Genomic DNA, 24,213 nt, shown 5'->3' on the forward strand with positions numbered 1-24,213 from the left:
CGGGAGTCCCGGCTAGTGGGACTCCCAGCGCCGCGTCGAGTAGGCGCGGGTCGCCGCCGAGGCGGCCATCCGCACCGCCGGGCCGATCCGCTCCGGGCGCACCACCGCGCTCGGGCCGGTCACCGACAGCGCCGCGGCGACCTCGCCACCGGCCGCGAAGATCGGAGCGGCGATGCAGCTGATGCCGACGTTGCCCTCCTCCCGGTCGTAGGCCCAGCCCTGGTCCGGGATGGCGGCGAGCTCGCGGCGCAACGCCGTCGGGCTCGTGATGGTGCGGGGGGTGCGGCGTTCCAGCCCGGCGGCGATGACCGCGTCCAGAGTGGACGCGGCGGAGAACGCGAGCATCGCCCGGCCGAGACCGGAGCAGTGGGCCGGGATGGTGCCGCCGACCTGGTCGAGCATGGGCATCGGCCGGTGCCCGGCGATCTTCTCGACGACCAGCACGCGGGTGCCGTCGAGCACGCCGAGCTGGACCGTGACGCGGGCGGCGGCGTAGAGGTCCTGCAGGAACGGCAGCACGGCCTCGCGCAGCTCGTGCCGCACGGGCACCAGGCTGGAGAGCTTGAACAGGCCGGTGCTGATCCGGTAGCGGTCGTGCGGCTTGTCGAGCCAGCCCAGCTCGATCATCCGCGCCGCCGTGCGGTGCACCGTCGAACGCGGAAGCCCGGACCTGCGCACCAGTTCGGCGAGGCCCAGTTCGCGGTGCGCGACGTCGAAGGCGTCGAGGATCGCCGCCGCGCGTTCGAGTGAACCGCTCGGCTCGCCCGGCTGCGAGTCCCGGTGACTGGGACTCATCCTTGGTCGACCATTCGCACACGGCGACTGTAGGAGCTCATGGACGCAAACACCACGCGGGTCGCGCTCGTCGGGGGCGGCGCCGGAGGGATCGGGGCGGCGACGGCCGCCGCGCTCGTCGAGAGCGGGCACCGCGTCGTGCTGGCCGGACGCACCGAATCCACGTTGAAGGAGACGGCCGTGAAGCTGGGCGCGGACCACGTGGTCTGCGACCTCGCCGATCCGGGGGAGGCCGCCGCGGTCGTGGACGAGGTCGTCGACCGGTGCGGGTCCCTCGACGTGCTGGTCGTGAACGCGGGCGGGCCGTCGCCGGGCGGGATCCTCGAGGTCTCGGACGCCCAGTGGCACCGCGACCTCGACCTGCTGCTGCTCGGACCGCTCGCGTTGCTGCGGGAGGCGTTGCCGCCGATGGCGGCGCGCGGGTTCGGGCGGGCCGTGGCGATCACGTCGACCGCGGTGCGGCAGCCGCAGCCCGGTCTGGCGTCGTCCACGGTGCTGCGCGCGGCCGTGACGTCGGCGATGAAGCTCACCTCGCGGCAGTTCGCGGCGAACGGCGTCACGGTCAACTGCGTTGCTCCGGGAGCCACGCTGACCCCCCGCCGTCGGGAGGTGCTGGCGCGCAGGGCGGAGGCCGCGGGCGTGGACTTCGAGACCGCCGCCGCACAGGACATGGCCGACATCCCGGCCCTGCGCGCGGCGGATCCCGCCGAGATCGCCGCCGCAGTGGCTTTTCTGGCTTCACCGCAGGCTTCGTACGTCAACGGCACCGTGCTGACCGTCGACGGCGGCCGCACCGAGTTCTCCGCTTGAAATCGCTTGGGTGAAAGGGACGATCGCGTTGGCCACCTCAGGACCCGACTTCGCCATGACCGACTTCCTCGGGGCGCTCACGCACGCCGTGCGGCCGGACGGCGGGCGTCCGCTGGTCGTGCACGACGACGAGCTGGAGACGATCCCGCCGGGCGCGGTGCCGAACCCGACCACGTTGCGGATCGCCGGAAAGCTGCCGACGTCGACGTTCGAGCTGTTCCGGCAGGTCATTCCGCCTGGCGAGAGCTCGGACATGCAGCGGCACTACCACGAGACCGTGCACTTCGTGATCTCCGGCGACGGGCACAGCGAGATCCAGGACGCGGAGGTGGAGAAGTACGAGACGGTGTCGTGGACCACCGGCTCGTTCGTCTACACGCCGCCCTGGACCTGGCACCGCCACTACAACGACTCCACCGAGCACCCCGTCGAGTTCCTCACCATCGAGAACTCCCGGCTGCTGGCCCTCTTCGGGCTCGCCCGCAGGCAGAGCGCCGGCCTCGCGACCTTCGACGAGGCCCGCGCCCGCTTCGACACACCTTCTGGGGAGGACAAGTGATTCCCGAACACGTCAGCATCTGGGGCGAACTGTCGCATGTGGACCACGCCGTGCGGCACGTCGACGTCCCGGTGCGCGGCCACACCGTGCGGACCAGGGTCCTGCAGGCGGGATCCGGCCCGGAACTCGTGCTGCTGCACGGCACCGGCGGCCACCTGGAGGCCTACGCCCGCGACATCGCGGGTCTGGCGGAGGACTTCCACGTCACCGCCTACGACATGATCGGCCACGGCTGGTCGGACCTGCCAGACCTGCCGTACACGACCGACGTGCTGTCCGAGCACCTCGTGGGACTGCTGGACGCGCTGGGCGTCGATCGCGCGCACCTGTCCGGTGAGTCGTTGGGCGGCTGGGTCGTCGCGTGGGTCGCCGCGCACTTCCCCTCGCGCGTCGACCGGCTCGTGCTGAACACGCCCGGCAACATCGCGAACAAGCCCGAGGTCATGCAACGCATGCGGGACAGCACGATGGCCGCGGTGCTCGACCCGAGCGAGGAGACCGTGCGGCGGCGGGTGGAGTTCCTGTTCCACCACAAGGAGATGGTCACCGACGAGCTGGTGAACCTGCGCCGTCAGGTGTACTCGCGGCCGGGGTTCGTCCAGGCGATCACCAACACGCTGGTGCTGCAGGACCCCCTGGTGCGCAAGGACTTCGCATGGGACCCGGCGTGGGTGGGGAAGGTCGCGGCGCCGACGTTGCTGCTGTGGACCAGTCACGACCCGACGGGCGGGCTGGACGAGGCCGACATGCTGCTGGAGTGGCTGCCGGACGCGCGGCTGCACGTCATCGACGACGCCGGCCACTGGCCGCAGTGGGAGAAGGTCTCCGAGTTCCTCGACACGCACCGCACCTGGTTGCTGCACGGAAAGGACCCGTCCTGATGGCCGAGATCATCGGATTCGCCGGGATGTCGCACAGCCCGTTCGCGACCCTGCTGCCGCCGGACGGTGCCGGGCCGGGCTCGGTGTTCCTGCGCGACGCGGACCGCGTGCGGAAGGCCGTGGACGAGCTGGCCCCGGACGCCGTCGTGGTCATCGGGCCCGACCACTTCCACGCCAACTTCTACGACGTGATGCCGCCGTTCGTGCTCGGCGTCGAGGAGGCGGTGGGGTTCGGCGACTTCGGCAGCAGCTCGGGCCCGTTGCCGGTCGAGCGGACCCTGGCCTGGTCGGCGCACAGCGGGCTGGCCGGCGCGGGGTTCGACGTGTCGCTGTCGTACTCGCTGACCGTCGACCACGGCATCGTGCAGAGCTACGAGATGATCACCGGCGGCACGACGCTCCCGTTGGTGCCGCTGGTGGTCAACACCGCCGCGCCGCCGTTGCCGTCGCTGGACCGTTGTGTGGAGCTGGGACGTGCCCTGGGGGCCGCGTTGCGGTCCTCGGCGTTCCCCGGACGGGTGCTGGTGGTCGCGTCCGGCGGGCTGTCGCACTGGTTGCCGTCCAACGACCCGCGCGATCCGTCCGTGGTGGGGGAGCGGCGCGAGTCGTTGATCCGGGGACGGGCCTACGCGAAGGAGTTCGCCGCGGCGCGGGAGCCGCGGGTGCGCGCGATGGGCGGCAACCCGGAAGCGCGCGTGAACGCGGTGTGGGACGAGTGGTTCCTCGACCGGCTGTCGGCGGGGTCGGCCGGTGAGATCGCCTCCCTCGGGCACGAGGCGCTGGAGGACCACGCCGGCAGCGGCGGGCACGAGATCCGCTGCTGGCTCATCGGGCAGGTCGCCGTGGGGCTCCCGCTGGCGTGGACGAGTTACGAGCCCGTGCCCGAGTGGATCACGGGCATGGGCATCGGAACCACCTTTCCTGTGTAAGGGCTACCGGGTGAGATCCAGGGCGATGTCGGTGAGCATGTCCTCCTGACCACCGACCAGGCGCCGGCGTCCCGCCTCCAGCAGGAGCGTGCGGACGTCGGCGCCCGTGCGTTGCGCGGCCGTGTCGGCGTGGCGCAGGAACGAGCCGTAGACGCCCGCGTAGCCCAGCGTGAGGCTTTCGCGGTCGACGCGGACCGGGCGGTCCATGATCGGCCGGACGAGGTCGTCGGCGGCGTCCTGGAGCGCGAACAGGTCGGCGCCGTGCCGCCACCCCTGGAGGTTCGCGACGGCGACGAACGGCTCGATCGGGCAGTTGCCCGCCCCGGCACCGAGTCCGGCCAGGGAGGCGTCGACTCGCGTGGCGCCTTCCTCGACGGCGGTGATCGAGTTCGCCACGGCCAGTGAGAGGTTCTCATGAGCGTGAATGCCTATTTCGGTTCGCTCGTCGAGAACGTCCTTGTAGGCGCGGATGCGGTCGCGGACGTCGTGGGGGAGCAGACGGCCGCCGGAATCCGTCACGTAGACGCAGTTCGCGCCGTAGGACTCCATCAGCTTGGCCTGGCGTGCGAGCTCCTGCGGTTCGGCGAGGTGGCTCATCATCAGGAACCCGGACACGTCCATGCCGAGGTCGCGCGCGCCGGCGATGTGCTGGGCGGAGATGTCGGCCTCGGTGCAGTGCGTGGCGATGCGGACCGACCGCACGCCGAGGCCGTGGGCGCGCTTGAGGTCGTGGAGCGTGCCGATGCCCGGCAGCAGCAGCGTCGTGAGCTTGGCCTCGGTCAACGCTCCGGCGGCGGCCTCGATCCACTCCCAGTCGGTGTGGCTGCCGGGACCGTAGACGAGCGAGCCGCCGCTGAGCCCGTCGCCGTGCGACACCTCGACGGCGTCGACCCCGGCCAGGTCCAGCGCTTTGGCGATCTCGGCGACCTTCTTGGGATCGATGCGGTGCCGCAGGGCGTGCATGCCGTCCCTGAGCGTCACGTCCTGGAGGTAGATCTTCACGCGCGCACCGCCGCTTTCGCCATGGTCTCGGCGACTCGGACGGCCGCGCTGGTCATGATGTCCAGGTTGCCCGCGTAGGCGGGCAGGTAGTCGGCGGCACCCTCGACCTCCAGCAGCACGGTGACCTGGTGCGTCACCGGTTCCTCGGTGAGCGTGCCCGGCTGGTCGACGGGATCGATCTGCACGTCCTGCTTGAGCCGGTAACCGGGGACGTAGGCGGCGACCTGGCCGACCATGTCCTCGACGGACTGGCGGATCCGTTGCTGTGTCGAGGGATCCGGTGCGTTCACGAGCGCGAGGACCGTGTCGCGCATGGTGATCGGCGGGTCGGCGGGGTTGAGCACGATGACGGCCTTGCCCCGCTTGGCGCCACCGACGTCCTCGATGGCCTGCGCGGTCGTCTCGGTGAACTCGTCGATGTTGGCCCTGGTGCCGGGACCCGCGCTGCGCGACGAGATCGAGGCGACGATCTCCGCGTACGGCACGGGCGTGATCGCGTTGATCGCGGCGACGATCGGGATCGTGGCCTGACCACCGCAGGTGACCATGTTGACGTTCGGGGCGTCGAGGTGCTCGTCCAGGTTCACCGTCGGCACCACCATCGGCCCGATCGCCGCCGGGGTGAGGTCGATGACCTTCTTGCCGTGCGCCGCGAGGATCTCCGCGTGCTTCGCGTGGGCGCCCGCCGACGTAGCGTCGAAGACGATCTCGATCTCGTCGAACCCGGGCAGGCCGACGAGGCCCTGGATGCCGTCCGCCGTGGTCGCGACGCCGAGCCCGCGGGCCTTCGCGAGACCGTCCGACGCGGGGTCGATGCCGACCAGCGCCACCACCTCCAGCGCGCTGGACCGCTTGAGGACCTTGATGACGAGGTCGGTGCCGATGTTGCCCGACCCGATGACCGCGACCTTCACGACGCCTCCCCGCTGAACGTGGCCCGCACCGTGCCGAGGCCGGTGATGGTCGCCTCGACTTCGTCGCCCGCCCGCACCGCCACCATGGGGCCGAGCGCGCCGCTCAGGACGACGTCACCCGCCCTGAGCGGGTCCCCGAGCCGCGCGGCGGTCTCGGCGAGCCAGGCGAGGGCGGTCAGCGGGTCGCCCATGCAGTCGGCGCCGGTGCCGGTCGAGCGCTCCTCGCCGTTGACCGACAGCACCCCGGACACCTCGCGCGGCGTGACCTCCGACAGCTCCTTCTGCTCGGTGCCGAGCACGTAGAGCCCCGACGAGGCGTTGTCCGCCACCGTGTCGGCGAAGGTGATGTCCCAGCCCTCCACGCGGCTGTCCACGACCTCGAGCGCCGCCTGGGCGTACGCGACCGCCGCCGCGACCTTCCGCTCGTCGAATGGGCCCTCGTCCAGGTCCGCCTTCAGCACGAACGCCACCTCGGCCTCGACCTTCGGCTGCAGCAGGCGCCCGGCCGGCAGCACGTCGCCGTCCTTGAACGCCATGTCGTCGAGCAGCACCCCGAAGTCCGGCTGGTCCACCCCGAGCTGCCTGCGCACCGCGGGCGAGGTGAGACCGATCTTCCGGCCGACGACGACAGCGCCCTCGGCGACACGTGCGGCGATGTTGTGCTGCTGGACCGCATAGGCCTCGGCCTCACCGATGACGTCCCGCACAGGCGCGCACGCGACCTTCTCCCGCGCCGCCGTGGCCAGGCGCTCCGCTGCAGTTCGGACTTCGCTCATACCGCACATCGTGGCGGTGTCACCCGCCCTGCGGGGACCCATCCGTTCCGCTGACCGGAACTCGGTGGCACGATCAGGCGATGACCGAGGTGCCGAACACCCTGCTGGGCAAGGTGATGACGGTGCTGAACGCCTTCGGCGCCGACGACGACGAACTCGGCTTCGCCGAACTGGGCCGGCGCACCGGCCTGTCCAAGGCCACGCTGCACCGCCTGCTCGGCGACCTGACCGAGGTCCGCCTCCTGGACCGGGGCACGCGCGGCTACCGCCTGGGCGGTCACCTGTTCCAGCTGGGCATCCGCGCGTCGGTGGAACGCCGCCTGGTCGAGGTGTCGACCCCGTACTTGGAAGACCTCTACGAACGCACCCACGAGACCGTCCACCTCGGACTCCTCGAAGGCCACGAGGTCGTTTACGCCGCCAAGATCGGCGGCCACCGCCAGGCCTCGTCGCCGTCCCGCCTCGGCGGCCGCATGCCCCTGCATGCCACCGCGATCGGCAAGGCCCTGCTCGCGCACTCCTCGCCGTCCCTGCGCACCGAGCTCCTGAGCGCGGCCCTGGCTCGCCTCACCCCTCGCACCGTCGTCACCCCCGGCATGCTCCGCCGCCAGCTCGCCACGATCCGGCAGACGGGCGTCGCCTACGAGTTCGAGGAGTCCCGGGTCGGCCTCGCTTGCGTGGCGTCGCCGGTGCTCGGCCACGACGGGACCGTGGTCGCGGCGGTCAGCGTCGCCGGTCCGACCACCCGGTTCGATCCCCGCACGCACGCGGCCTCGGTGCACGCGGCGGCGACGGGGATCGCACTCACCCTGATCCGGCGCGCGACGCTGTCGTCGGGCACCTGATATCCGATATATCAGCTGTGCGGCGGTCCGTTTCGACCTGACCGCCACAGCCTGACAAGCCGCCAGCGAGCCTGCCCGCCACCTCAGCGACCTCTTGGAGCACTCACCCTCAAACCGCCGCCTACCTGCCCGGATACCATTGCAATGAGTCTTTTGACTTCGTCCGCAAACGTTTTTTGCATCCGGTGAGTGGCGGCGGCGCGGCTCAGAAGGCCTTCACGTCGAGGTATGCGCCGAACGTCCCGAGCCAGTGGTCGGCCATGTACCCGTGCCCGCCGAACACGTACGTCCACCCGGCCTCGCGGTGCACGGCCGAGGCCGTCCGCGCCAGCGACGCGTACCGGTGCCCGTCCGGCAGCGCCTCCGCGATCGCCTCCCAGTTCCAGGCGCGCGACAACGCGAGCCCGGCCAGGTGCGAGCCGTAGGGGTCGCTGGGGTCGTCGACCGGGAAGGGCTCGCGCAGCACTCGCCACCGTTCGGACTCGAGGTCCGGCAGGTAGGCGTCGAACCACTCCGCGAACTCCACGGGGCTCAGGGCGCGACGCATCAGGTCGGCCGTCGTCAGCGCGGGCGACAGGAAGTCGGCGGCGTCCGGCTCGAACCCGCCGTAGCCGGCCTCGTCCCGGTGCCACCGCAGTGCCGCCTGCGCGCACGCGGAGGCCAGTTCGGAGTCGCCGTTGGCCTGGGCCGCGTCGAACACGAGGCCGGTGGCGAACGCGGTGTTGCCGTGCGTGCCGGTGCGGACCGGCAGGCGCGCGACCGAGATCCACTCGAGCCACCGGTCGCGCAGCACGTCCGCGATCGGCGCCACCGACCACGGCAGGTCCGAGGAGCGCAGTTCGGCGTCGAGCAGCAGCAGCCACGCCCAGCCGTACGGCCGTTCCCAGTACCGGCCGGCGGGGGAGGCGAAGAATGACGCCTCGACGGCGCAGTTGTCGGGCGTGATCAGCTTGTCCAGGGCGTCGCGGGCCGTGTCCGCTCCCGTGAGAGAGGGGCGCAGCCGCAGCAGGCGCACGGCGAGCCACGTCTGGTGCACGCACGAGTGCCAGTCGAACGACCCGGCGAACACCGGGTGCAGCACCCGTTGCGGCACGAGCCGGTGATCTCCGTCGATCACGTGCGTCCAGTGCACCGGGTGGTCGCGCTGGATGTTGTCGATCGCGATGCCCAGCAGCCGGGTCGCGGTGCCGTCATCCAATCGGGTGGCGTCCATGGCCCACATCATGCAGTGCGGCGTCTCGACAGGGCAGAGGGCGATAGTTGACAAGTAACAGACTTCACTCGCCCAGGGGTAACGTCCGCTACGCCGGATGACGCCCTGCGCACAGGCCTGGAACCGCTGACAGGCCCGGCCCGGTCTCTCAGTGTGGGACAACTAGGATGAGCAGCGTGAACTGGACCGTGGACGTGCCCATCGACACGCTTCCCGAGCTTCCGCCGCTGCCTCCCGAGATGCGCAAGCGCCTGGACGACGCCCTGTCGCGCCCGGCTGCCCAGCAGCCCGAATGGCCCGACGCCGAACAGGTGCGTCGCGTGCGGACCGTGCTCGAGAGCGTGCCGCCGATCACCGTGCCCGCCGAGATCGACCGGCTGCACACGCAACTGGCGCAGGTCGCGAACGGTGAGGCGTTTCTCCTGCAGGGCGGTGACTGCGCGGAGACGTTCGCTGACAACACCGAGCCGCACATCCGCGCGAACATCCGGACCCTGCTGCAGATGGCCGTCGTGCTGACCTACGGCGCGAGCCTTCCCGTGGTGAAGGTCGGCCGCATCGCCGGCCAGTACGCCAAGCCGCGTTCGTCGGGCATCGACGCCCTCGGCCTGCCGTCCTACCGCGGCGACATCATCAACTCCCTGGTCGCGACCCCCGAAGCCCGTGTCGCCGACCCCGGTCGCATGATCCGCGCCTACGCCAACGCCGGCGCGGCCATGAACCTGCTGCGGGCCCTCACCGGCGCCGGTCTCGCCGACCTGCACCGCGTGCACGACTGGAACCGCGACTTCGTGCGCACCTCGCCCGCCGGTGAGCGCTACGAGGCCCTGGCCGGCGAGATCGACCGCGGCCTGAAGTTCATGTCGGCGTGCGGCGTGACCGACCAGTCGCTGCACGGCACGGAGATCTTCGCGTCGCACGAGGCGCTGCTCCTCGACTACGAGCGCGCGCTGCTTCGCCTCGACACGACGGGCGACGAGCCCAAGCTCTACGACCTGTCGTCGCACTTCGTGTGGATCGGTGAGCGCACCCGTCAGCTCGACGGCGCGCACATCGCGTTCGCCGAGATGCTGGCGAACCCGATCGGTCTCAAGATCGGCCCGACGACGACGCCGGAGATGGCCGTCGAGTACGTCGAGCGCCTCGACCCGCACAACAGGCCGGGCCGCCTGACGCTCATCTCGCGCATGGGCAACCAGAAGGTGCGCGACGTGCTGCCCGCCATCATCGAGAAGGTCGAGGCCAGCGGCCACAAGGTCATCTGGCAGTGCGACCCGATGCACGGCAACACGCACGAGTCGTCGACCGGCTACAAGACCCGGCACTTCGACCGCATCGTCGACGAGGTCCAGGGCTTCTTCGAGGTGCACCGCCGCCTCGGCACGCACCCCGGCGGCATCCACATCGAGCTCACGGGTGAGGACGTCACCGAGTGCCTCGGCGGTGCCCAGGAGATCTCCGACGCCGACCTCGCCGGCCGCTACGAGACGGCGTGCGACCCGCGCCTGAACACGCAGCAGTCGCTCGAGCTCGCGTTCCTCGTCGCCGAGATGCTCCGGTCGTAACGGGTTCCTGAAGACCGAAGGGCCCCGCGTCGAGAACGCGGGGCCCTTCTCCTTGCCTAGGTCAGAGGCCGACGATGGTGATCTCGGTTCCTCGTTGCACCCGCGTGCGCGGCGGGATCGACTGGTTGACGACGGTGGCGTTGCCGCTCTTGTTGAACTCGACCTTCACCTTCAGGCCGGCCCGTTCGAGGGCTTCCTTCGCGTCGCGCACCTTCTGCCGGGAGACGTCGGGCACCTCGACCTCGCGGTTGTTCTGGTAGAAGACCGTGACGCGCTTGTTCTGCGTCGGGTCCAGCACCGTGCCCGCCGGCGGGTCCGTCCGCACCACGCGCGACTCGCCGTTCTCCGGGGCGTCGTCGCCACCGGCGTCGGTCGGCTCCAGACCGGCGCGCCGCAGCTCGGCGTCCGCCTCGTTCTTCGTCTTGCCGGCCACGTTCGGCACCGGCAGGCGCGGCGGCGGTCCCTTGCTCAGGATGAGGACGACCGGTGCGTCGAGGTTGAGCGCCGTGCCCGGACGCGGGTCGAGACCCACGACCTTGCCGATCGGCACGGTGTCGTGGAACGCGTCCTTCGACGGGTCCTTGGCCGTCTTCAGGCCGGCGGCCTCGATCTCCTTGGTCGCGGCGTCGACCTCGGCACCGGCGGTGATGAACGGCACCACGGGCTTGCCCCGCGACACGACGAGCTTCACCTGCTTGTTCTTGAGCAGCTCCGTGCCGGGACCGGGGTCGGAGCTGATGACCGTGCCGTTGGGGACGTCGTTGGACGGCACCTTCTCGACCAGGCCGGCGAGGTCCGCGTTCGAGAGCAGCAGCTGTGCGTTCTGCTCGGACTGGCCCGCCACCGAAGGCATCTCCGTGTACCGGTTGGCGCCGACGTACCAGGCGAACAGGCCGACGGCGACCAGGACCACGGCCCCGACGGAACCCCAGATGGTGAAGAGCTTCTTGCGGCGCTTGCGCTCTTCCTCGACCGGGTCGACCTTCGGCTTCTTCTTCTGCGGGGGACGACGGCGCGGCGGTTCCGGCCGCTGCATCGTGCGCGTCGCCGAAGCGTTGTGGGGGAAGCCCGGAGGCGGCGTCGGCGGGCCGGTGTTGACCGTCGTCATCGCCGCGGAGTTCAGCGGCGGCTTCGGCACGACCGGCCTGGTCAGCTCGGCCGCGGACGGGGGAGTGGCGCCCACCGCGACGGGAACCGGCCGCATGATGACCGTCCTGTCGTTCTCGGGCGCCGAGCCGGGAACGGGCACCGGCTGCGGCGTGAGGCCCAGCTCCGTGCCCACGCGCTCCAGCTCGGCCAGGAACATGTCGGCGTTCGCGGGCCGCAGCACCGGGTCGCGCCTGGTCGCCTTGCGCACCAGCGTGTCGAGCGCCAGCGGGATCTCCGGAACGGACGGGACGTCCGAGTTCACGTGCTGGTAGGCCACCGAGATGGCCGTCTCGCCGCGATAGGGCGCCTGACCCGCCAGCATCTCGTAGAGCACGATCCCGGCCGAGTAGACGTCACTGCGCGCGTTCGCCGAGCCCGTTTCCACCTGTTCGGGTGACAGGTAGGCGACGGTGCCCAGGATCTCGCTGTCGCTCGTGACGCCGTTCTCGCCGATCGCCCTGGCCAGCCCGAAGTCCGCCACCTTGACCTGGCCACCCGGTCCGATCAGCACGTTCTCCGGCTTCACGTCCCGGTGCACGAGCCCCGCGCGGTGAGCTGCGCCCAACGCCGACAGCACCGGGCCGAGGATGCTCAACGCGACGGCGGGAGCGAGCTTGCCGCGCTGGTTGAGCAGGTCACGGAGGTTGCCGCCGTCGATCAGCTCCATCACCAGGTACACCTGGTCACCGTCGACGCCCTGGTCGTGCACGGACACCACGGCCGGGTGATGCAGCTGCGCCGCCGCACGCGCCTCGCGCTCGAAGCGCGCCACGAAAGCGGGGTCGGCGGTCAGGTGAGGATCCATCACCTTGATGGCGACATCGCGATCGAGGCGGGTGTCACGACCTCGATAGACGGTGGACATGCCGCCGCGCGCGAGCACGGAGTCCACCCGGTAGCGCTGCTCCAGCAGTCCACCCATCACGTTCGAAACCGACCTCTCCACAGTGCGAGATGGTAAAGCTCAGCATGACCCGGTTGGCGGAAGGGCGTTCCCAGTTCGGTTATGGCATCGTGACCCCTGTGAGTGCGATTCCTGCCGCTGCGGATGTACTGGCTGCCGACCTGGAGGTTCTTCCTCTCCCCGAGGTGGCCGACCGAATGGGACTTCCGGTCACCCGGGTCCACCAAATGCTGCGCGACGGGCAACTGCTCGCCGAGCGGCGGAACGGCGTTCTCGTCGTTCCCGAGGCCTTCCTCGCCGCCGGAACGGTGGTGAAGGGTCTGCCCGGCACCATCACGGTGCTGCGCGATCAGAACTTCTCCACGGAGGAGATTCTGCGCTGGCTCTTCACGGAGGACGACAGCCTCCCCGGCACTCCGATCGAAGCATTGCGCGGAGACCGTGGGCGCGAGGTAAAGCGCCGCGCACAGGCCATGGGCTTCTAAGACGCCGACACCAGCGGTTCCGGGCGTCTCCGCAGGTCGGAGGCGTCCGGGATCGCTCTGCGTCCGTAAAGCGGGGCTCACCCCGACATCACCGGGGCCATCGCCCGGTTCGTCATCCGCGTGACCAAGGCCAGACCGGCGCCACGCACGGCGACGGCCATCCGCCGTGCGTTCGACACGGCCACACGCCGCCACAGCACCTCGCAGCCGACGAGCCCGAGGCTGTCGCGATACAGCGTGTATACAGCCCGCACACAAAGCCTGGACGCCGCGTCCAGCATGTCGATACCCGGCTTCGCGGACCGATATATCGCATATGAGTGTGCGACGAGGCCGTTGAAAACCCTTTGCACCCGCTCGTTTGCGCTCCGCCGCAAACGACGCCATTGCACTAGGTCGTGGTCGACGCCGTGCGCGGCCGGCACGTCCTGCGGCTGGTGGACCCGGCCGCGGTCGGGGTCCTCGCCGACGCCGCGCAGGAAGTCCGTGAGCCGGAACGCCACCCCGAGCCGTGCGGCGTGCGGTGCGGCTCCTGCCGCGCCGGCGAGGTCCGCTGTGCCGGGGCTCATTCGTAGCGGGAGGACAGGCCGAACGGGTCCGGCTTGACCAGTGACCGCGCCGCGAGTCCCGACACCAGCAGCGCGAAGAACAGGTAGCCCCACGAGTACAGCGCCGTGTCGCCGTTCGGGAACGTCACCAGCAGCAGGAACAGCGACGCGACCGTCATCGTGACCAGGCCGGCCGTGCTCCACGCGAACCCGGCGGCCAGCGCCAGCGGCCAGGTGAAGTACCAGGGCAGCGTCGCGGGGGACAGCAGCGCCACGGCCAGCATCGTCAGCGCGGCACGCCGGATCGAGTCGCGCACCTCGCCGTCACGCGACGCCCACCACTGCGTGTACGCGATCCAGATCAGCACCACGGAGCCCAGGGCCCGCGCGACGCCGATGAAGATGCCGCCGTCGACGTAGACGAACCAGTTCACGACCATGCGCACGAAGTCGCCGACCGCGCTCGGCACCGACAGCCAGTTGATGATCATCGACGAGCTGCGCAGCGCCGGGATCCAGCCGAGGTTCACCCCGGCGACGACCGTGCACACGGCGAACGTCCCGAGGAACGCGGCGAGGCCCGGCAGCAGCGCTTTGCGGAACTGGGCGCGCTTGTCGCCGTCCAGGCGCGCGGCCCAGATCCAGACGAGGAACGGCACGACCACGACGGCCGTGGCCTTCACCGAGAACGCGAGGGCGAGCAGCACGAAGCCGAGCACGTGCCTGCGGTCGAGCACCAGCAGCACACCGGCCGCCATCAGCCCGATCATCAGCAGGTCGTTGTGCGCGCCGCCGATGAGGTGGATCAGCACCAGCGGGTTCGCCGCGACGAGCCACAGCGCGATGGCCGAGCGGCCGCCCAGGTGCCTGCTCAGGCCCGGCAGCGCCCAGCACAGCAGCACCAGCCCGCCCGCGAGCGAGAAGCGCATGGCGACGACGCCGAGGATGACGCTCGCGTCCGTGATCCACACGATCGCCTTGGCGATCAGGATGAACAACGGCCCGTACGGTGCCGGCGTGTGCTGCCACACCCAGCTGACGTTCTCGGACAGCGTGCTCTGCAGGACGGCGGGCCCGACCGTGTACGGGTCGTAGCCGCTCAGCGCGAGCTGGCCCTGGGCCAGGTAGCTGTAGATGTCCTTGCTGAACAGCGGCGGTGCGAACAGCAGCGGCAACGTCCAGACCGTCACCGCGACCAGGACCGCGAAGTCGCCGATCTCGCCCCACCGCACGAGGCGGCCGAGCCGGATCCACGCCCAGATGACGAGGCCGAGCCCCAGGTACAGGACCATGCTCGCGAGGTCGCGGCCGTGGCCGTAGCGCAGCCAGCTCAGACCGACCTCGCCGAGCAGCGGGTCGCGCTCGAGGATCGCGCCGGCGCCCATTCCCCCGAGCGCGATCAGCGTCACGCCCAGCAGGCCGAGCATGGTCGTGCGGATGGGGATGGCGTAGGTGTTCGTGCGCACGACTGGTTGAAGCTCCTGTATCGACGCCTCGGAGCTCGTGCGGGGTGGGGACGGAGTTGCTGCCATCGCCCGAACATCGTTGCACAAGGCGCGGAAGCGTCAGCAAGCAACGGCCCACACGGTGACGAGGAGTTAACCAACTCTCAGGAACCGGACAGGATGCCGAGAAGGATGCCGAGAAGAATGATCGACTTCAGAAGGTCCGCTTCGTCGAGCTGATGGCGAGGTCGGCGAGCTTCGTCGCGGCCGGTTCGGCCACGGGAGCGGCGTCGAGGGCGGCCAGGGCGCTCTTCGTGAGCTCCTCGATGCGCTCCTCGACGGCGTCGACGGCGCCGACCTTCACGAGCGCGCGCCGGACCTCCTCGACGGTGTCCAGGTCGAGGTCGGGCCTGCCCAGGGCGGTGTCGAGGATGTCGGCCCCGAACTGCACGCCCAGCGCCACGAGCAGCGTGCGCTTGCCCTCGGCGAGGTCGTCGCCCGCGGGCTTGCCGGTGACCTCGGGGTCGCCGAACACGCCGAGCAGGTCGTCGCGCAGCTGGAACGCGACGCCGATGTCGGCGCCGAACGCGCGCAGCCCGCTGATCAGTTCCGCAGAGCCGCCGGCCATCGCCGCGCCCATGTGCAGCGGCCGTTCGACGGTGTACGCGGCCGTCTTGAGGCGGTCGATGCGCAACGCGGCGTCCGCGGAGGAGTCGCCCCGCGCCTGCGTCAGGACGTCGAGGTACTGGCCCGCGAGCATCTCGGTGCGCATGTCCCGCCACGGCTCGCTCATCCGCCGCAGCACCTCCGGCGGCAGCCCGGCGGCGAAGAGCATGTCGTCGGCCCAGGCCAGCGCGACGTCGCCGATCAGCACGGCCGCCGACATGCCGAACCGCTCCGACGAGCCCAGCCAGCCCTGCTCGCGGTGCCGAGCGCCGAACGCGATGTGCACGGTCGGCTTGCCCCGGCGCACCGACGAGGCGTCCATCAGGTCGTCGTGGATCAGCGCGCACGCCTGGATCAGCTCCAGCGAGCTGACCGCCGTGAGCACCTCGCTCGCGAGTTCGCCGTCGGGATCACCGCCGGCCGCGCGCCAGCCCCACCACGCGTAGGTCGGGCGGATGCGCTTGCCACCACCCAGCGTGAAGTCGGAGAGCGCGTCGACCGCGCTCGCGAAACTCGGGTCCATCGCCTCGCCGGACGCGCGCCGGGAGGCCAGATAAGCGGTCAGCGCTTCGTCGACGTGCTGGGGCAGGGCAGCGTCGAGTGGGTGGTGGGACACCCGTCCATGGTCCGCTGTGTCCGGGGCCACGCGCATGTCGGGGCCGGGTACCACATCGTGAGCTGTCGTCTCACCTGGCGGAAGTACCACTAGGGTTGGTCCCATGACGTCGGTGGTGGAGCGGCTCCAGGGGGAGTCACCCAAGTTCTCGGTGGAGTTCCTGCCACCCAGGGACGCGGAGGACGAGAAGGTCCTCTGGAAGGCCGTCCGCGAGCTGGAGGGCCTCGACCCGGCGTTCGTGTCGATCACCTACGGTGCCGGCGGGTCTCGCCGCGATCGCACGATCCGCGCCACCGGCCGCATCGCGCAGGAGACGACGCTGCTCCCCGTCGCGCACCTCACCGCCGTCGAGCACTCCGTGGCCGAGCTGCGCAACGTCATCGGCTGGTACGCGGCGATCGGCGTGCGCAACGTCCTCGCGCTGCGCGGCGACCCTCCGGGCGACCCGATGGGCGAGTGGGTCGCGCACCCCGAGGGCCTGAGCTACGCCGACGAGCTGGTCACCCTGGTCCGAGAGCTCGGCGACTTCTGCGTGGGCGTGGCGGCGTTCCCGTACGGGCACCCGCGCTCGGCCGACCTCGACACCGACCTGAAGTACCTGCTGCGCAAGCTCAACGCGGGCGCCGACTACGCGGTGGCCCAGCTGTTCCACGCGCCGGAGCCGTTCCTGCGGATGCGCGACCGGGTCGCCGAGGCCGGCTGCACCGCGGCGATCCTGCCCGGGATCATGCCGATGCTGTCGCCGCGCGGCCTGTCCAAGATCGTGGAGCTGTCCGGCGCAGACCTGCCGCTCGACGTCTCGCGCAGGCTGGAGCCGTACGCGGACGACGTCGCGGGGTTCCGGGCGACCGGCATCGACATCGCGACCGAGATGTGCCAGCGGCTGCTCGACGAAGGCGTTCCCGCGCTGCACTTCTACACGATGAACAGGGCTAAGGCGACGCGGGAAGTGCTGGGGCGCCTGGGCTTGGTGACGCGCGCCTAGATCGTGACGTTGCGCTTGTGGGCGATGAGCGCGAGCACGACGACGATCAGCGCGGCGCCACCGGTGAGCCCGGCGACCAGCAGCGCCCAGCCGAAGAACGACTGCGAGTTCTCGCCCGCGTACTGCACGGTGGCCTGCAGCATCGAGGCCTGACCGGGTTTCGGAGACCACGCGATCGTGTTGTTCTCCTCCTCGCGGCCGTTGGTGTTCACGATCTTGCCGGGGAAGCTGACCTTGACCTGGATGTCCGCGCGTTCCACGGGCACCTGGGTCAGGTCGACGGACCCCGACAGCGTGACAAGATCACCCGACCGGCGGAAGTTGAGGCTGTAGCGGCTGTTCGACGAGCTGGTGGCCGTCGAGAGCGTCCGCATCTCGTCGAACGTCAGGCCGTTGAAGAACAGCTGAGTGCCCGCGTACGACTCCACCCGGTAAGCCTTGGTGGTGACGCGGCTCTCGAGCTCCGGCGGCACCTTGAGCTGCGGACCGGGGTCGTTGTCCTGCGTCGGCGGTGTGGCCGCGACGATCTCACCGGAGATGCGGTCGTCCTCCGACACGGCCATGGCGGCGTACACGCGAACGCAACCACTCAGCGAAAACAGGGTGAGCAGCAAGAAGACCGGCAGCAGAAGTGCCCGGGAACGACGCACGGCCGACATCCTGCCAGGACGGCCCGAACGACGCAGGTCCCCTCCGAAGGTCGTGAGCTTGACTAACTACCTTTTGGCGTCGAGAGGCGCGAGGTAGCGTCTCGAAACATGGCATCGGTGCACGACATCAGCAACAAGTTCGTCCGCGACTACGCGGCTCTGGACCCCATCACGGCCACCAGTCTCGGCTTCGCGGGATCCGACGACCAGCTGACGGACCTCTCCCCGGAAGGGCACGCGGCACGTGACGAACTCGCCGTCCGCGCTCTCGCCGACATCACCGCCACGCAGCCCGCGAACGCCTCGGAGGAGGCGGCACGCGCGGTCTTCCTGGAGCGGACGGGCCTCGAACACGAGCTGTACGAGGCAGGGGAGACCGAGTCCTCGCTGAACGTCATCGCGAGCCCGATCCAGTCCGTGCGCGACATCTTCGACCAGATGCCGACCGACACCCCGGAGCAGTGGGCCACGATCGGCCGCCGCCTCTCCGCCGTGCCCGCCGCACTGGACGGCCTGCGCGCCTCTCTCTCACGCGCCGCCTCCCGCGGCCAGGTCTCCGCGCTGCGCCAGGTCACCCAGGTCGCCAAGCAGTGCGACACCTTCGCCACGACCTTCTTCGGCCCGTTCGCCGCGTCCGCCGACGTCGACGGCTCCGTGCGTTCCTCCCTCGACGCCGGCGCCACCGCCGCGGCCGCCGCCTACGCGGACTTCGCCTCGTTCCTGCGCACGACCCTGGCTCCCCAGGCGCCCACGAAGGACGCGGTCGGCGAGGAGCGCTACCGCCTCGGCTCGCGCTACTTCACCGGCTCGAAGCTCGACCTCGCCGAGGCCTACGCGTGGGGCTGGGAGGAGTTCCTCGGCATCGAGGCGGAGATGAAGGAGGTCGCCGGCCGGCTCAAGCCGGGCGCCTCGCTGGCGGAGGCCGCGGCCTACCTCGACGAACACCCGCGCTACCAGGTCCACGGCCAGGACGGCCTGCAGGCGTGGATGCAGGAGCTGTCCGACAAGGCCCTGCTCGACCTGCGCGGCGTGCACTTCGACCTGCCGGACGCGCTCATGAACCTCGAGTGCAGGATCGCCCCGCCCGGCGGTGCCGTCGGCGCCTACTACACGCAGCCGACCGCGGACTTCTCCCGTCCCGGCCGCATGTGGTGGTCGATCGCCGAGGGCAAGTCGGTGTTCCCGACGTGGCGCGAGACCTCGACGGTCTACCACGAGGGCGTGCCGGGCCATCACCTCCAGTGCGCGACGGCCGTGTACCAGTCCGGGACGCTCAACGACTTCCAGAGCCTCATGTGCTGGGTGTCGGGCCACGGCGAGGGCTGGGCGCTCTACGCGGAACGCCTCATGCGCGAACTCGGCTACCTCGACGACGACGGCGACCTGCTCGGCATGCTCGACGCGCACCTGTTCCGCGCGGCCCGCGTCATCATCGACATCGGCATGCACCTCGAGCTCGAGATCCCGGCCGGCACCGGCTTCCACCCCGGCGAGCGCTGGACCCCGGAGCTCGGCCTCGAGTTCATGCTGACCCGGACGCTCTCCGAGCCCGCGCACGTCCACGACGAGATCGACCGCTACCTCGGCTGGCCGGGCCAGGCGCCCGCGTACAAGATCGGCGAGCGCCTCTGGCTCGCCGCCCGCGAGGACGCACGGGCCCGCAAGGGCGCCGACTTCGACCTCAAGCGCTTCCACAAGGAGGCCCTGGAGATGGGCGCGATGGGCCTCGACACCCTTCGTGAACGGTTGGCAGCCCTCTGACGCACCACCCGCGCGCAATGGCCTGACCAGCGCTTATCCACCCTCATGCAAAAGACGTTCGCGGACGTCCGCAAACGTCTTTTGCATGAGCGGCGTGTCGGGCGGACTGATATATCGGATATCACACCGGGTCGGCCCACCGGACGCGCACGCGGTTGGTGATCGGCTCCGCGTCGTCGGTCCGCACGAACTCGAGCCACGGCCCCGGTTCGGGACGGACCGAGGCGAACCCGTCACCGCTGCGCACCACCGGGTGCCCGGTCGCCCGCGCCGACTCCAGCGGATCACGCGAGTCGACGACGACGGCCGCGATCACACCGGGGTACTCGGGCCGGGGTTCGAGGACGCAGAACTCGTTGCCCTGCGGATCGCGCAACACCACCCACGGCACGTCGGCCTGACCGACGTCGGCGTGTTCGGCGCCGAGCTTCAACGCCCGCGCCACGACATCCGCCTGGTGTTCGGGCGACGACGAGGCGAGATCGATGTGGATCCGGTTCTTCTCGATCTTCGGAACGTCGCTCCACACGAACGTCAGCTCGATCTCGTCACCGGCGAACTCGGACCAGAACGCGGCCAGGGCCGGGGGATCTGCGGACTCGAACGTGATTTCCACCCGTGCGAGGGTACTGTCTCGCGCGTGGCGAAGCTGGTGCTCGGACCTCTCCTCAGGTATGTCGACGACACGTCCGCGACGTTGTGGGTCGAGACGGACGCCTCCTGCGAGGTGACGATCGCCGGAAACACGGCCCGCACGTTCCAGGCGGGGTCGCAGCACTACGCGCTCGTCCGGCTCGAGAACCTCGGTCCCCGCACCGAGTACGACGTCCGGCTGGACGGCGAGAAGGTCTGGCCGGAGCCGGACAGCGACTTCCCGAAGCCGGTGATCCGCACCGGCCAGGTCCGCCGGATCGCCTTCGGTTCGTGCCGTGCCGCGCCGTCCCAGCCCCTCGGCCCGGACGCGCTCGACGCGTTCGCGCAACGGCTCATGGCCGTGCCGGAGGAGGAGTGGCCGCAGGCGATGATCCTGCTGGGGGACCAGGTCTACGCCGACGAACCCACCGACGCCACCAAGCAGTGGCTGCGCGACCGCAGGCGCGGCACGAAGGAACCCGACGGCGAGGTCGTCCACTTCGGCGAGTACGCCCGGCTCTACCACGAGACCTGGGGCGACCCGGAGATCCGCTGGCTGCTGTCGGTCGTGCCGACGGCGATGATCTTCGACGACCACGACGTGCGCGACGACTGGAACACCTCCGCGGTGTGGCGCAAGGAGATGGCGGAGAAGCCGTGGTGGCGCGACAGGATCCGCGGCGCCATCTCCTCGTACTGGGTCTACCAGCACCTGGGCAACCTCAGCCCGGACGAGCTCGCCAAGAACTCCTTGTACGCCAAGGTGAAAGCCCAGGGCACGGACGTGCTGCCGATGCTGCTGGAGTTCGCCGAGGCGGCGGACAAGGAGACCGAGGGCCGCAAGTCGACGTGGTGGAGCTTCCGCCGCGACTTCGGCCGCGCCCGGCTGCTCATGGTCGACACGCGCTCCGGCCGCATCCTCGAAGAGGGCAAGCGGCAGATGATCAACGACGACGAGTTCGACTGGATCGAGCGGAACACCGACACGAACGACGACGAGTACGACCACCTGCTGATCGGTTCGTCGCTGCCGTGGCTGATGCCGCACGCGCTCAGCCACCTCCAGTCCATCAACGAGATCGGCGCGAACAAGCCGGACTGGCAGGGCAAGGCCGCCGAGAGCATCAGGCAGGCAGTGGACCTGGAGCACTGGCCCGCGTTCCGCGAGTCGTTCGACCGGCTCTCGCGCATGATCGAGAAGGCGGCCGGCAACGGCGCGGCGACGGTGTGCGTGCTGTCCGGTGACGTCCACCACAGCTACGTCGCCGAGGCCGAGTTCCCCAGGCCCACCAAGGCCCTGGTCGCGCAGCTCGTGTGCTCGCCCATCCACAACGAGGCGCCGAAGGCGCTGCGGCCGGCGTTCCGGTTGTCGTGGTCGCGCGCGGCCTCGCGGGTGTTCCGCCGCCTCGCGACGAAGGTCGGCGTGCCGGAGGACCTGGTGCACTGGCGCAAGACCAGCGGTCCGCACTTCGGGAACTCCATCGCGTTGCTGGACTTCGACGGCCGCCTCGCCCGCTACCGGCTGTTGTCGGCGACGGGCGAGGAGACCGCGTCCGTCCTACTTGGTCGCGAGTCGGAGTAGAGCCCACAGCTGTGCGATCGCGTCGTCGTCGCCGACGGTCGTGACCATGCGGTCGGGCAACCGCCCCCACAGCCAGCGGTACATCGTCATCGGGCTCGCCGACACCTGCGCGTCGGCGGCGTGCGCGTCCTCCGGGTCGACGACACGCCACGCCGCCGAGCCCTGCGGGCCGCAGCGCGTGAGCCACAGGTCGTCCTCGACCTGGATGGTGACGAGGCTGTCCCGCGACCCCCGCACCCCGAGCACGTCCAGCTTGTGCCCCAGCCACAACGTGAGCACCTCGTCGACGCCGTCGACCGCGACCTCGTCGTCGACGGCACCGACCTCCATGCCCGCGGCGCCCTGCACGTCCATGCGGTGCAGCGTCGTCTCGTGCGCGAGCCGGCGCCGCCAGAACCCGTAGTCCTGCCGATCAGGCCACCACGTCGCGCACGGCTCCTCCTCGTCGTGCGCTTCGAGCTCCGCGATCACGGCCTCCGCGCCCGACCGCATGAACTCCAGCGGGTCCTCACCCGGCGCCGGGTGGTCCTGCCACTCCCCGGCCACGGGTTCGCGGCCGAGTCTGATCCACGCCAGCGCGCCGCGATAACCGCCGCCGACGTGCCGCACGGTCTCCCCGAGGTTCAACCCGGGGCAGGCGGGCACGCCCTTGTGCGGTGGCTGGCCGATCGCGGACATGGCGAGCATGTCCGCCTCACGGCGCAATACGTCGAGCAGGTTCACCGCCTCGCCTCGCTCATCACGCGGTCGACGAGCGTCACGAACAGATGGGTCTGGCGCACCAGATCGTCAGCCGTGCGCGCGTTGACGTGCCGGGTGATCCCCGCGAGCACAGCGGCCCGTGTGGACGACCACGACGCGAAGAAAGCGGCCCACTCACTCATCTCCGGCGCGATCGCGCCGAGCAGCACCCACGCGCTGGTCGGCCTCGACCGCCCGCGATGGGGCCGTCCTCTCAGGGCGAGCACCGCGGCGGCGGCGCGCAACGCGGCGAGGTAAGCGGTCGCGAACCGCTCGGAGGGTTCGGGCGTGCGCTCCGACTCGGCGAGCGAGTCACGGGCCTGCCGCAGCAGGGCCAGCGCGGACGCGGGTGGCAGCGGAATCGGGACGGGTACGGGGAAGGCTGCCGGATTCGAAAGATCGGCTGTCATCTCGGCCTCCTCGTGGCGTCGGTGAACGACGTCACCGCCGAGGGGAAGCCGGCGGCTCTCGGAGGTGGGGTGCTTCCCCCACCCCACCTCCGAGGCATGGTGAGACTCGAACACATGTTCGAGTCCCCATCAGCGTAGCTCCCGGCCGATGGATTCCTCAACCCGCCCCACCACACAGGCGCGAGTCGTGGTCTGATGGTGATGTGAGTTCGCTCGAACACCCCGGAATCCGCAAGGTCGCGGAAGCCCTGCCGCCCGCCACCGCCGCACGCATCGTCGTGCTGCCGGACGCGGCGCGAACCGCGGCCGCCGCGGCGCAGGCGGTGGGCGTGCAGGTCGGCGCGATCGCGAACAGCCTGGTCTTCGCCGCCGTGCGCGACGGGGAGGCGGCCCCGCTGCTGGTTCTGACCTCGGGCGCGCATCGCGCGGACACGTCACTGGTCGCCGCACTGGTGGGGGCGGACGCGGTCAAGCGCGCCGACCCCGAGTTCGTCCGCGAGCACACGGGCCAGGTGATCGGCGGCGTGTCGCCCGTCGGGCACCCGGCGCCGATCGAGACCGTGGTGGACGAGTCGCTGTCCGGCTACGAGGAGATCTGGGCGGCCGCGGGCCACCCGCACGCCGTCTACCCCACGACCTTCGCCGACCTGGTGGCGCTGACCGGCGGCCGCGTCGCGGCGGTGTCGGCATGACGGCCTCGCCGCGCCTCGAGCGCATCGTCGAGATGACCGCCGCGGAGCTGAACGTCCGGCTGGGTGAAGCGCTCGCGCTGTACGTGACGGCGATGAACTACCCGCCCGCCACCGTCGAGCAGCGCGCGCCGATGTGGCTCGCGCACATGATGCGCGAGGACTGGCGCTGCGTCGTCGCGCTGGGCGAGCAGGACGAGCTCGTCGGCATCGGCTACGGCTACCGCGGCGCGTCCGGCCAGTGGTGGCACGAGCAGGTGCGGCGCGGGCTGATGCAGGTGTCGCCGCCCGCCGTCGTCGACGAATGGCTCACCGACTACTTCGAGCTGACCGAACTGCACGTGCTGCCGCGCGCGCAGGGCCGCGGCCTCGGCGAAGACCTGCTGCGCAGGCTCATGGAGGGCGTGCCGTCCTCCCGCGTGCTGCTGTCCACGCCTGAAGGCCCGAGCAAGGCGTGGAAGCTCTACCGCCGCGTTGGCTTCCTGGACGTGCTGCGGCACTACCAGTTCACCGGCGACCCGCGCCCGTTCGCGGTCCTCGGCCGCACGCTGCCCTTCTGACCCCCACCTGATTCCGCGCGCGCTGACCTCCTCGGCGCGCACCGCTGGCGTGCGCCGACCCAGGCCTGACTGGCATCCGTCGCCGCCGTGGCAAGCACAG

General features: G+C 70.6%; 25 protein-coding genes. 12 read left to right on the plus strand and 13 right to left on the minus strand.

The window, feature by feature from the left end; genetic code table 11:
• Positions 1 to 12 precede the first annotated feature (12 nt).
• The gene (locus IE307_RS32380; protein ID WP_191303205.1) at positions 13 to 795 is read right to left on the minus strand and encodes an IclR family transcriptional regulator; all 783 of its coding nucleotides are present in this window, start codon (positions 793 to 795) and stop codon (positions 13 to 15) included.
• A gap of 39 nt (positions 796 to 834) precedes the next feature.
• Between IE307_RS32380 and IE307_RS32385 the strand changes: the two genes are divergently transcribed.
• Genes IE307_RS32385 through IE307_RS32400 form a run of 4 tightly spaced genes read left to right on the plus strand, consistent with a single transcriptional unit; the run spans position 835 to position 3,974 of the window.
• Complete coding sequence (locus IE307_RS32385) at positions 835 to 1,605, plus strand: SDR family oxidoreductase (protein ID WP_191303206.1); 771 nt, start codon at positions 835 to 837, stop codon at positions 1,603 to 1,605.
• Positions 1,606 to 1,615: 10 nt separating this feature from the next.
• Positions 1,616 to 2,164, plus strand: coding sequence for a cupin domain-containing protein (locus tag IE307_RS32390; RefSeq protein WP_229905276.1), 549 nt, complete (start codon positions 1,616 to 1,618; stop codon positions 2,162 to 2,164).
• On the plus strand, positions 2,161 to 3,045 hold the full coding sequence (locus IE307_RS32395) for an alpha/beta fold hydrolase (RefSeq protein WP_229905277.1): 885 nt from the start codon (positions 2,161 to 2,163) through the stop codon (positions 3,043 to 3,045). Before IE307_RS32390 ends, IE307_RS32395 begins: the two co-directional genes overlap by 4 nt.
• Positions 3,045 to 3,974: a DODA-type extradiol aromatic ring-opening family dioxygenase gene (locus IE307_RS32400; RefSeq protein WP_191303207.1), complete on the plus strand. Its 930-nt coding sequence runs from the start codon at positions 3,045 to 3,047 to the stop codon at positions 3,972 to 3,974. Before IE307_RS32395 ends, IE307_RS32400 begins: the two co-directional genes overlap by 1 nt.
• A 3-nt stretch (positions 3,975 to 3,977) precedes the next feature.
• On the opposite strand, the gene dmpG is transcribed toward IE307_RS32400, so the two are convergent.
• From dmpG to IE307_RS32415, 3 genes are read right to left on the minus strand one after another with little or no spacing between them, the layout of a single operon-like run.
• Entirely contained in the window at positions 3,978 to 4,976 is a 999-nt protein-coding gene (gene dmpG, locus IE307_RS32405) for a 4-hydroxy-2-oxovalerate aldolase (protein WP_229905278.1), read from the minus strand.
• Positions 4,973 to 5,890, minus strand: a complete 918-nt coding sequence (locus IE307_RS32410) for an acetaldehyde dehydrogenase (acetylating) (RefSeq protein ID WP_191303208.1) — start codon at positions 5,888 to 5,890, stop codon at positions 4,973 to 4,975. Before IE307_RS32410 ends, dmpG begins: the two co-directional genes overlap by 4 nt.
• On the minus strand, positions 5,887 to 6,666 hold the full coding sequence (locus IE307_RS32415; RefSeq protein ID WP_191303209.1) for a 2-keto-4-pentenoate hydratase: 780 nt from the start codon (positions 6,664 to 6,666) through the stop codon (positions 5,887 to 5,889). The genes IE307_RS32410 and IE307_RS32415 overlap by 4 nt, the downstream gene beginning before the upstream one ends.
• 80 nt (positions 6,667 to 6,746) lie before the next feature.
• On the opposite strand from IE307_RS32415, the gene IE307_RS32420 reads away from it, so the two are divergent.
• On the plus strand, positions 6,747 to 7,511 hold the full coding sequence (locus IE307_RS32420) for an IclR family transcriptional regulator (RefSeq protein ID WP_191303210.1): 765 nt from the start codon (positions 6,747 to 6,749) through the stop codon (positions 7,509 to 7,511).
• 205 nt (positions 7,512 to 7,716) lie between these two features.
• Here IE307_RS32420 and IE307_RS32425 read toward each other — a convergent pair whose 3' ends face one another.
• Positions 7,717 to 8,724: a DUF2891 domain-containing protein gene (locus tag IE307_RS32425; protein ID WP_191303211.1), complete on the minus strand. Its 1,008-nt coding sequence runs from the start codon at positions 8,722 to 8,724 to the stop codon at positions 7,717 to 7,719.
• A gap of 176 nt (positions 8,725 to 8,900) precedes the next feature.
• Here IE307_RS32425 and IE307_RS32430 point away from each other — a divergent pair, with 176 nt between their 5' ends.
• Positions 8,901 to 10,289 carry a class II 3-deoxy-7-phosphoheptulonate synthase gene (locus tag IE307_RS32430; protein WP_191303212.1) on the plus strand — a complete coding sequence of 463 codons (1,389 nt, stop codon included), beginning with the start codon at positions 8,901 to 8,903 and terminating at the stop codon, positions 10,287 to 10,289.
• Between the two features lie 61 nt (positions 10,290 to 10,350).
• Here the strand turns inward: IE307_RS32430 and pknB are convergent, their stop codons facing one another.
• Positions 10,351 to 12,384 carry a Stk1 family PASTA domain-containing Ser/Thr kinase gene (gene pknB, locus IE307_RS32435; protein WP_229905279.1) on the minus strand — a complete coding sequence of 678 codons (2,034 nt, stop codon included), beginning with the start codon at positions 12,382 to 12,384 and terminating at the stop codon, positions 10,351 to 10,353.
• 77 nt (positions 12,385 to 12,461) lie between these two features.
• On the opposite strand from pknB, the gene IE307_RS32440 reads away from it, so the two are divergent.
• The gene (locus tag IE307_RS32440) at positions 12,462 to 12,827 is read left to right on the plus strand and encodes an Rv2175c family DNA-binding protein (RefSeq protein WP_229905306.1); all 366 of its coding nucleotides are present in this window, start codon (positions 12,462 to 12,464) and stop codon (positions 12,825 to 12,827) included.
• A gap of 77 nt (positions 12,828 to 12,904) precedes the next feature.
• Here the strand turns inward: IE307_RS32440 and IE307_RS32445 are convergent, their stop codons facing one another.
• The 3 genes from IE307_RS32445 to IE307_RS32455 form a co-directional block, all read right to left on the minus strand.
• Positions 12,905 to 13,396 carry a squalene/phytoene synthase family protein gene (locus tag IE307_RS32445; RefSeq protein WP_191303214.1) on the minus strand — a complete coding sequence of 164 codons (492 nt, stop codon included), beginning with the start codon at positions 13,394 to 13,396 and terminating at the stop codon, positions 12,905 to 12,907.
• Positions 13,393 to 14,841, minus strand: a complete 1,449-nt coding sequence (mptB, locus tag IE307_RS32450; protein ID WP_229905280.1) for a polyprenol phosphomannose-dependent alpha 1,6 mannosyltransferase MptB — start codon at positions 14,839 to 14,841, stop codon at positions 13,393 to 13,395. Before mptB ends, IE307_RS32445 begins: the two co-directional genes overlap by 4 nt.
• 193 nt (positions 14,842 to 15,034) lie before the next feature.
• Complete coding sequence (locus IE307_RS32455) at positions 15,035 to 16,138, minus strand: polyprenyl synthetase family protein (RefSeq protein WP_191303216.1); 1,104 nt, start codon at positions 16,136 to 16,138, stop codon at positions 15,035 to 15,037.
• 67 nt (positions 16,139 to 16,205) lie between these two features.
• Here IE307_RS32455 and metF point away from each other — a divergent pair, with 67 nt between their 5' ends.
• A complete protein-coding gene (metF, locus tag IE307_RS32460; RefSeq protein WP_191303217.1) occupies positions 16,206 to 17,087 on the plus strand; it encodes a methylenetetrahydrofolate reductase [NAD(P)H] in 882 nt (293 codons plus the stop codon).
• Here the strand turns inward: metF and IE307_RS32465 are convergent.
• Complete coding sequence (locus tag IE307_RS32465) at positions 17,084 to 17,737, minus strand: DUF3153 domain-containing protein (RefSeq protein ID WP_191303218.1); 654 nt, start codon at positions 17,735 to 17,737, stop codon at positions 17,084 to 17,086. The genes metF and IE307_RS32465 overlap by 4 nt on opposite strands.
• A 108-nt stretch (positions 17,738 to 17,845) precedes the next feature.
• On the opposite strand from IE307_RS32465, the gene IE307_RS32470 reads away from it, so the two are divergent.
• Positions 17,846 to 19,498, plus strand: coding sequence for a DUF885 domain-containing protein (locus IE307_RS32470; RefSeq protein WP_191303219.1), 1,653 nt, complete (start codon positions 17,846 to 17,848; stop codon positions 19,496 to 19,498).
• Between the two features lie 121 nt (positions 19,499 to 19,619).
• On the opposite strand, the gene IE307_RS32475 is transcribed toward IE307_RS32470, so the two are convergent.
• Complete coding sequence (locus IE307_RS32475; RefSeq protein ID WP_191303220.1) at positions 19,620 to 20,114, minus strand: VOC family protein; 495 nt, start codon at positions 20,112 to 20,114, stop codon at positions 19,620 to 19,622.
• A 24-nt stretch (positions 20,115 to 20,138) separates the two neighbouring features.
• Between IE307_RS32475 and IE307_RS32480 the strand changes: the two genes are divergently transcribed.
• Complete coding sequence (locus IE307_RS32480) at positions 20,139 to 21,713, plus strand: alkaline phosphatase D family protein (protein ID WP_191303221.1); 1,575 nt, start codon at positions 20,139 to 20,141, stop codon at positions 21,711 to 21,713.
• Here the strand turns inward: IE307_RS32480 and IE307_RS32485 are convergent.
• Positions 21,690 to 22,436: a maleylpyruvate isomerase N-terminal domain-containing protein gene (locus IE307_RS32485; protein WP_229905282.1), complete on the minus strand. Its 747-nt coding sequence runs from the start codon at positions 22,434 to 22,436 to the stop codon at positions 21,690 to 21,692. The two genes, IE307_RS32480 and IE307_RS32485, sit on opposite strands and share 24 nt — an antisense overlap.
• Positions 22,433 to 22,864 (minus strand): SAV_6107 family HEPN domain-containing protein, encoded by a 432-nt coding sequence (locus IE307_RS32490; RefSeq protein ID WP_191303222.1) that lies wholly within the window; start codon positions 22,862 to 22,864, stop codon positions 22,433 to 22,435. Before IE307_RS32490 ends, IE307_RS32485 begins: the two co-directional genes overlap by 4 nt.
• Before the next feature lie 203 nt (positions 22,865 to 23,067).
• On the opposite strand from IE307_RS32490, the gene IE307_RS32495 reads away from it, so the two are divergent.
• On the plus strand, positions 23,068 to 23,556 hold the full coding sequence (locus IE307_RS32495) for a YbaK/EbsC family protein (RefSeq protein WP_191303223.1): 489 nt from the start codon (positions 23,068 to 23,070) through the stop codon (positions 23,554 to 23,556).
• On the plus strand, positions 23,553 to 24,113 hold the full coding sequence (locus tag IE307_RS32500) for a GNAT family N-acetyltransferase (RefSeq protein ID WP_191303224.1): 561 nt from the start codon (positions 23,553 to 23,555) through the stop codon (positions 24,111 to 24,113). Before IE307_RS32495 ends, IE307_RS32500 begins: the two co-directional genes overlap by 4 nt.
• Positions 24,114 to 24,213: the final 100 nt, after the last annotated feature.

Source organism: Lentzea cavernae (assembly GCF_014653695.1).
Lineage (GTDB): Bacteria > Actinomycetota > Actinomycetes > Mycobacteriales > Pseudonocardiaceae > Lentzea > Lentzea cavernae.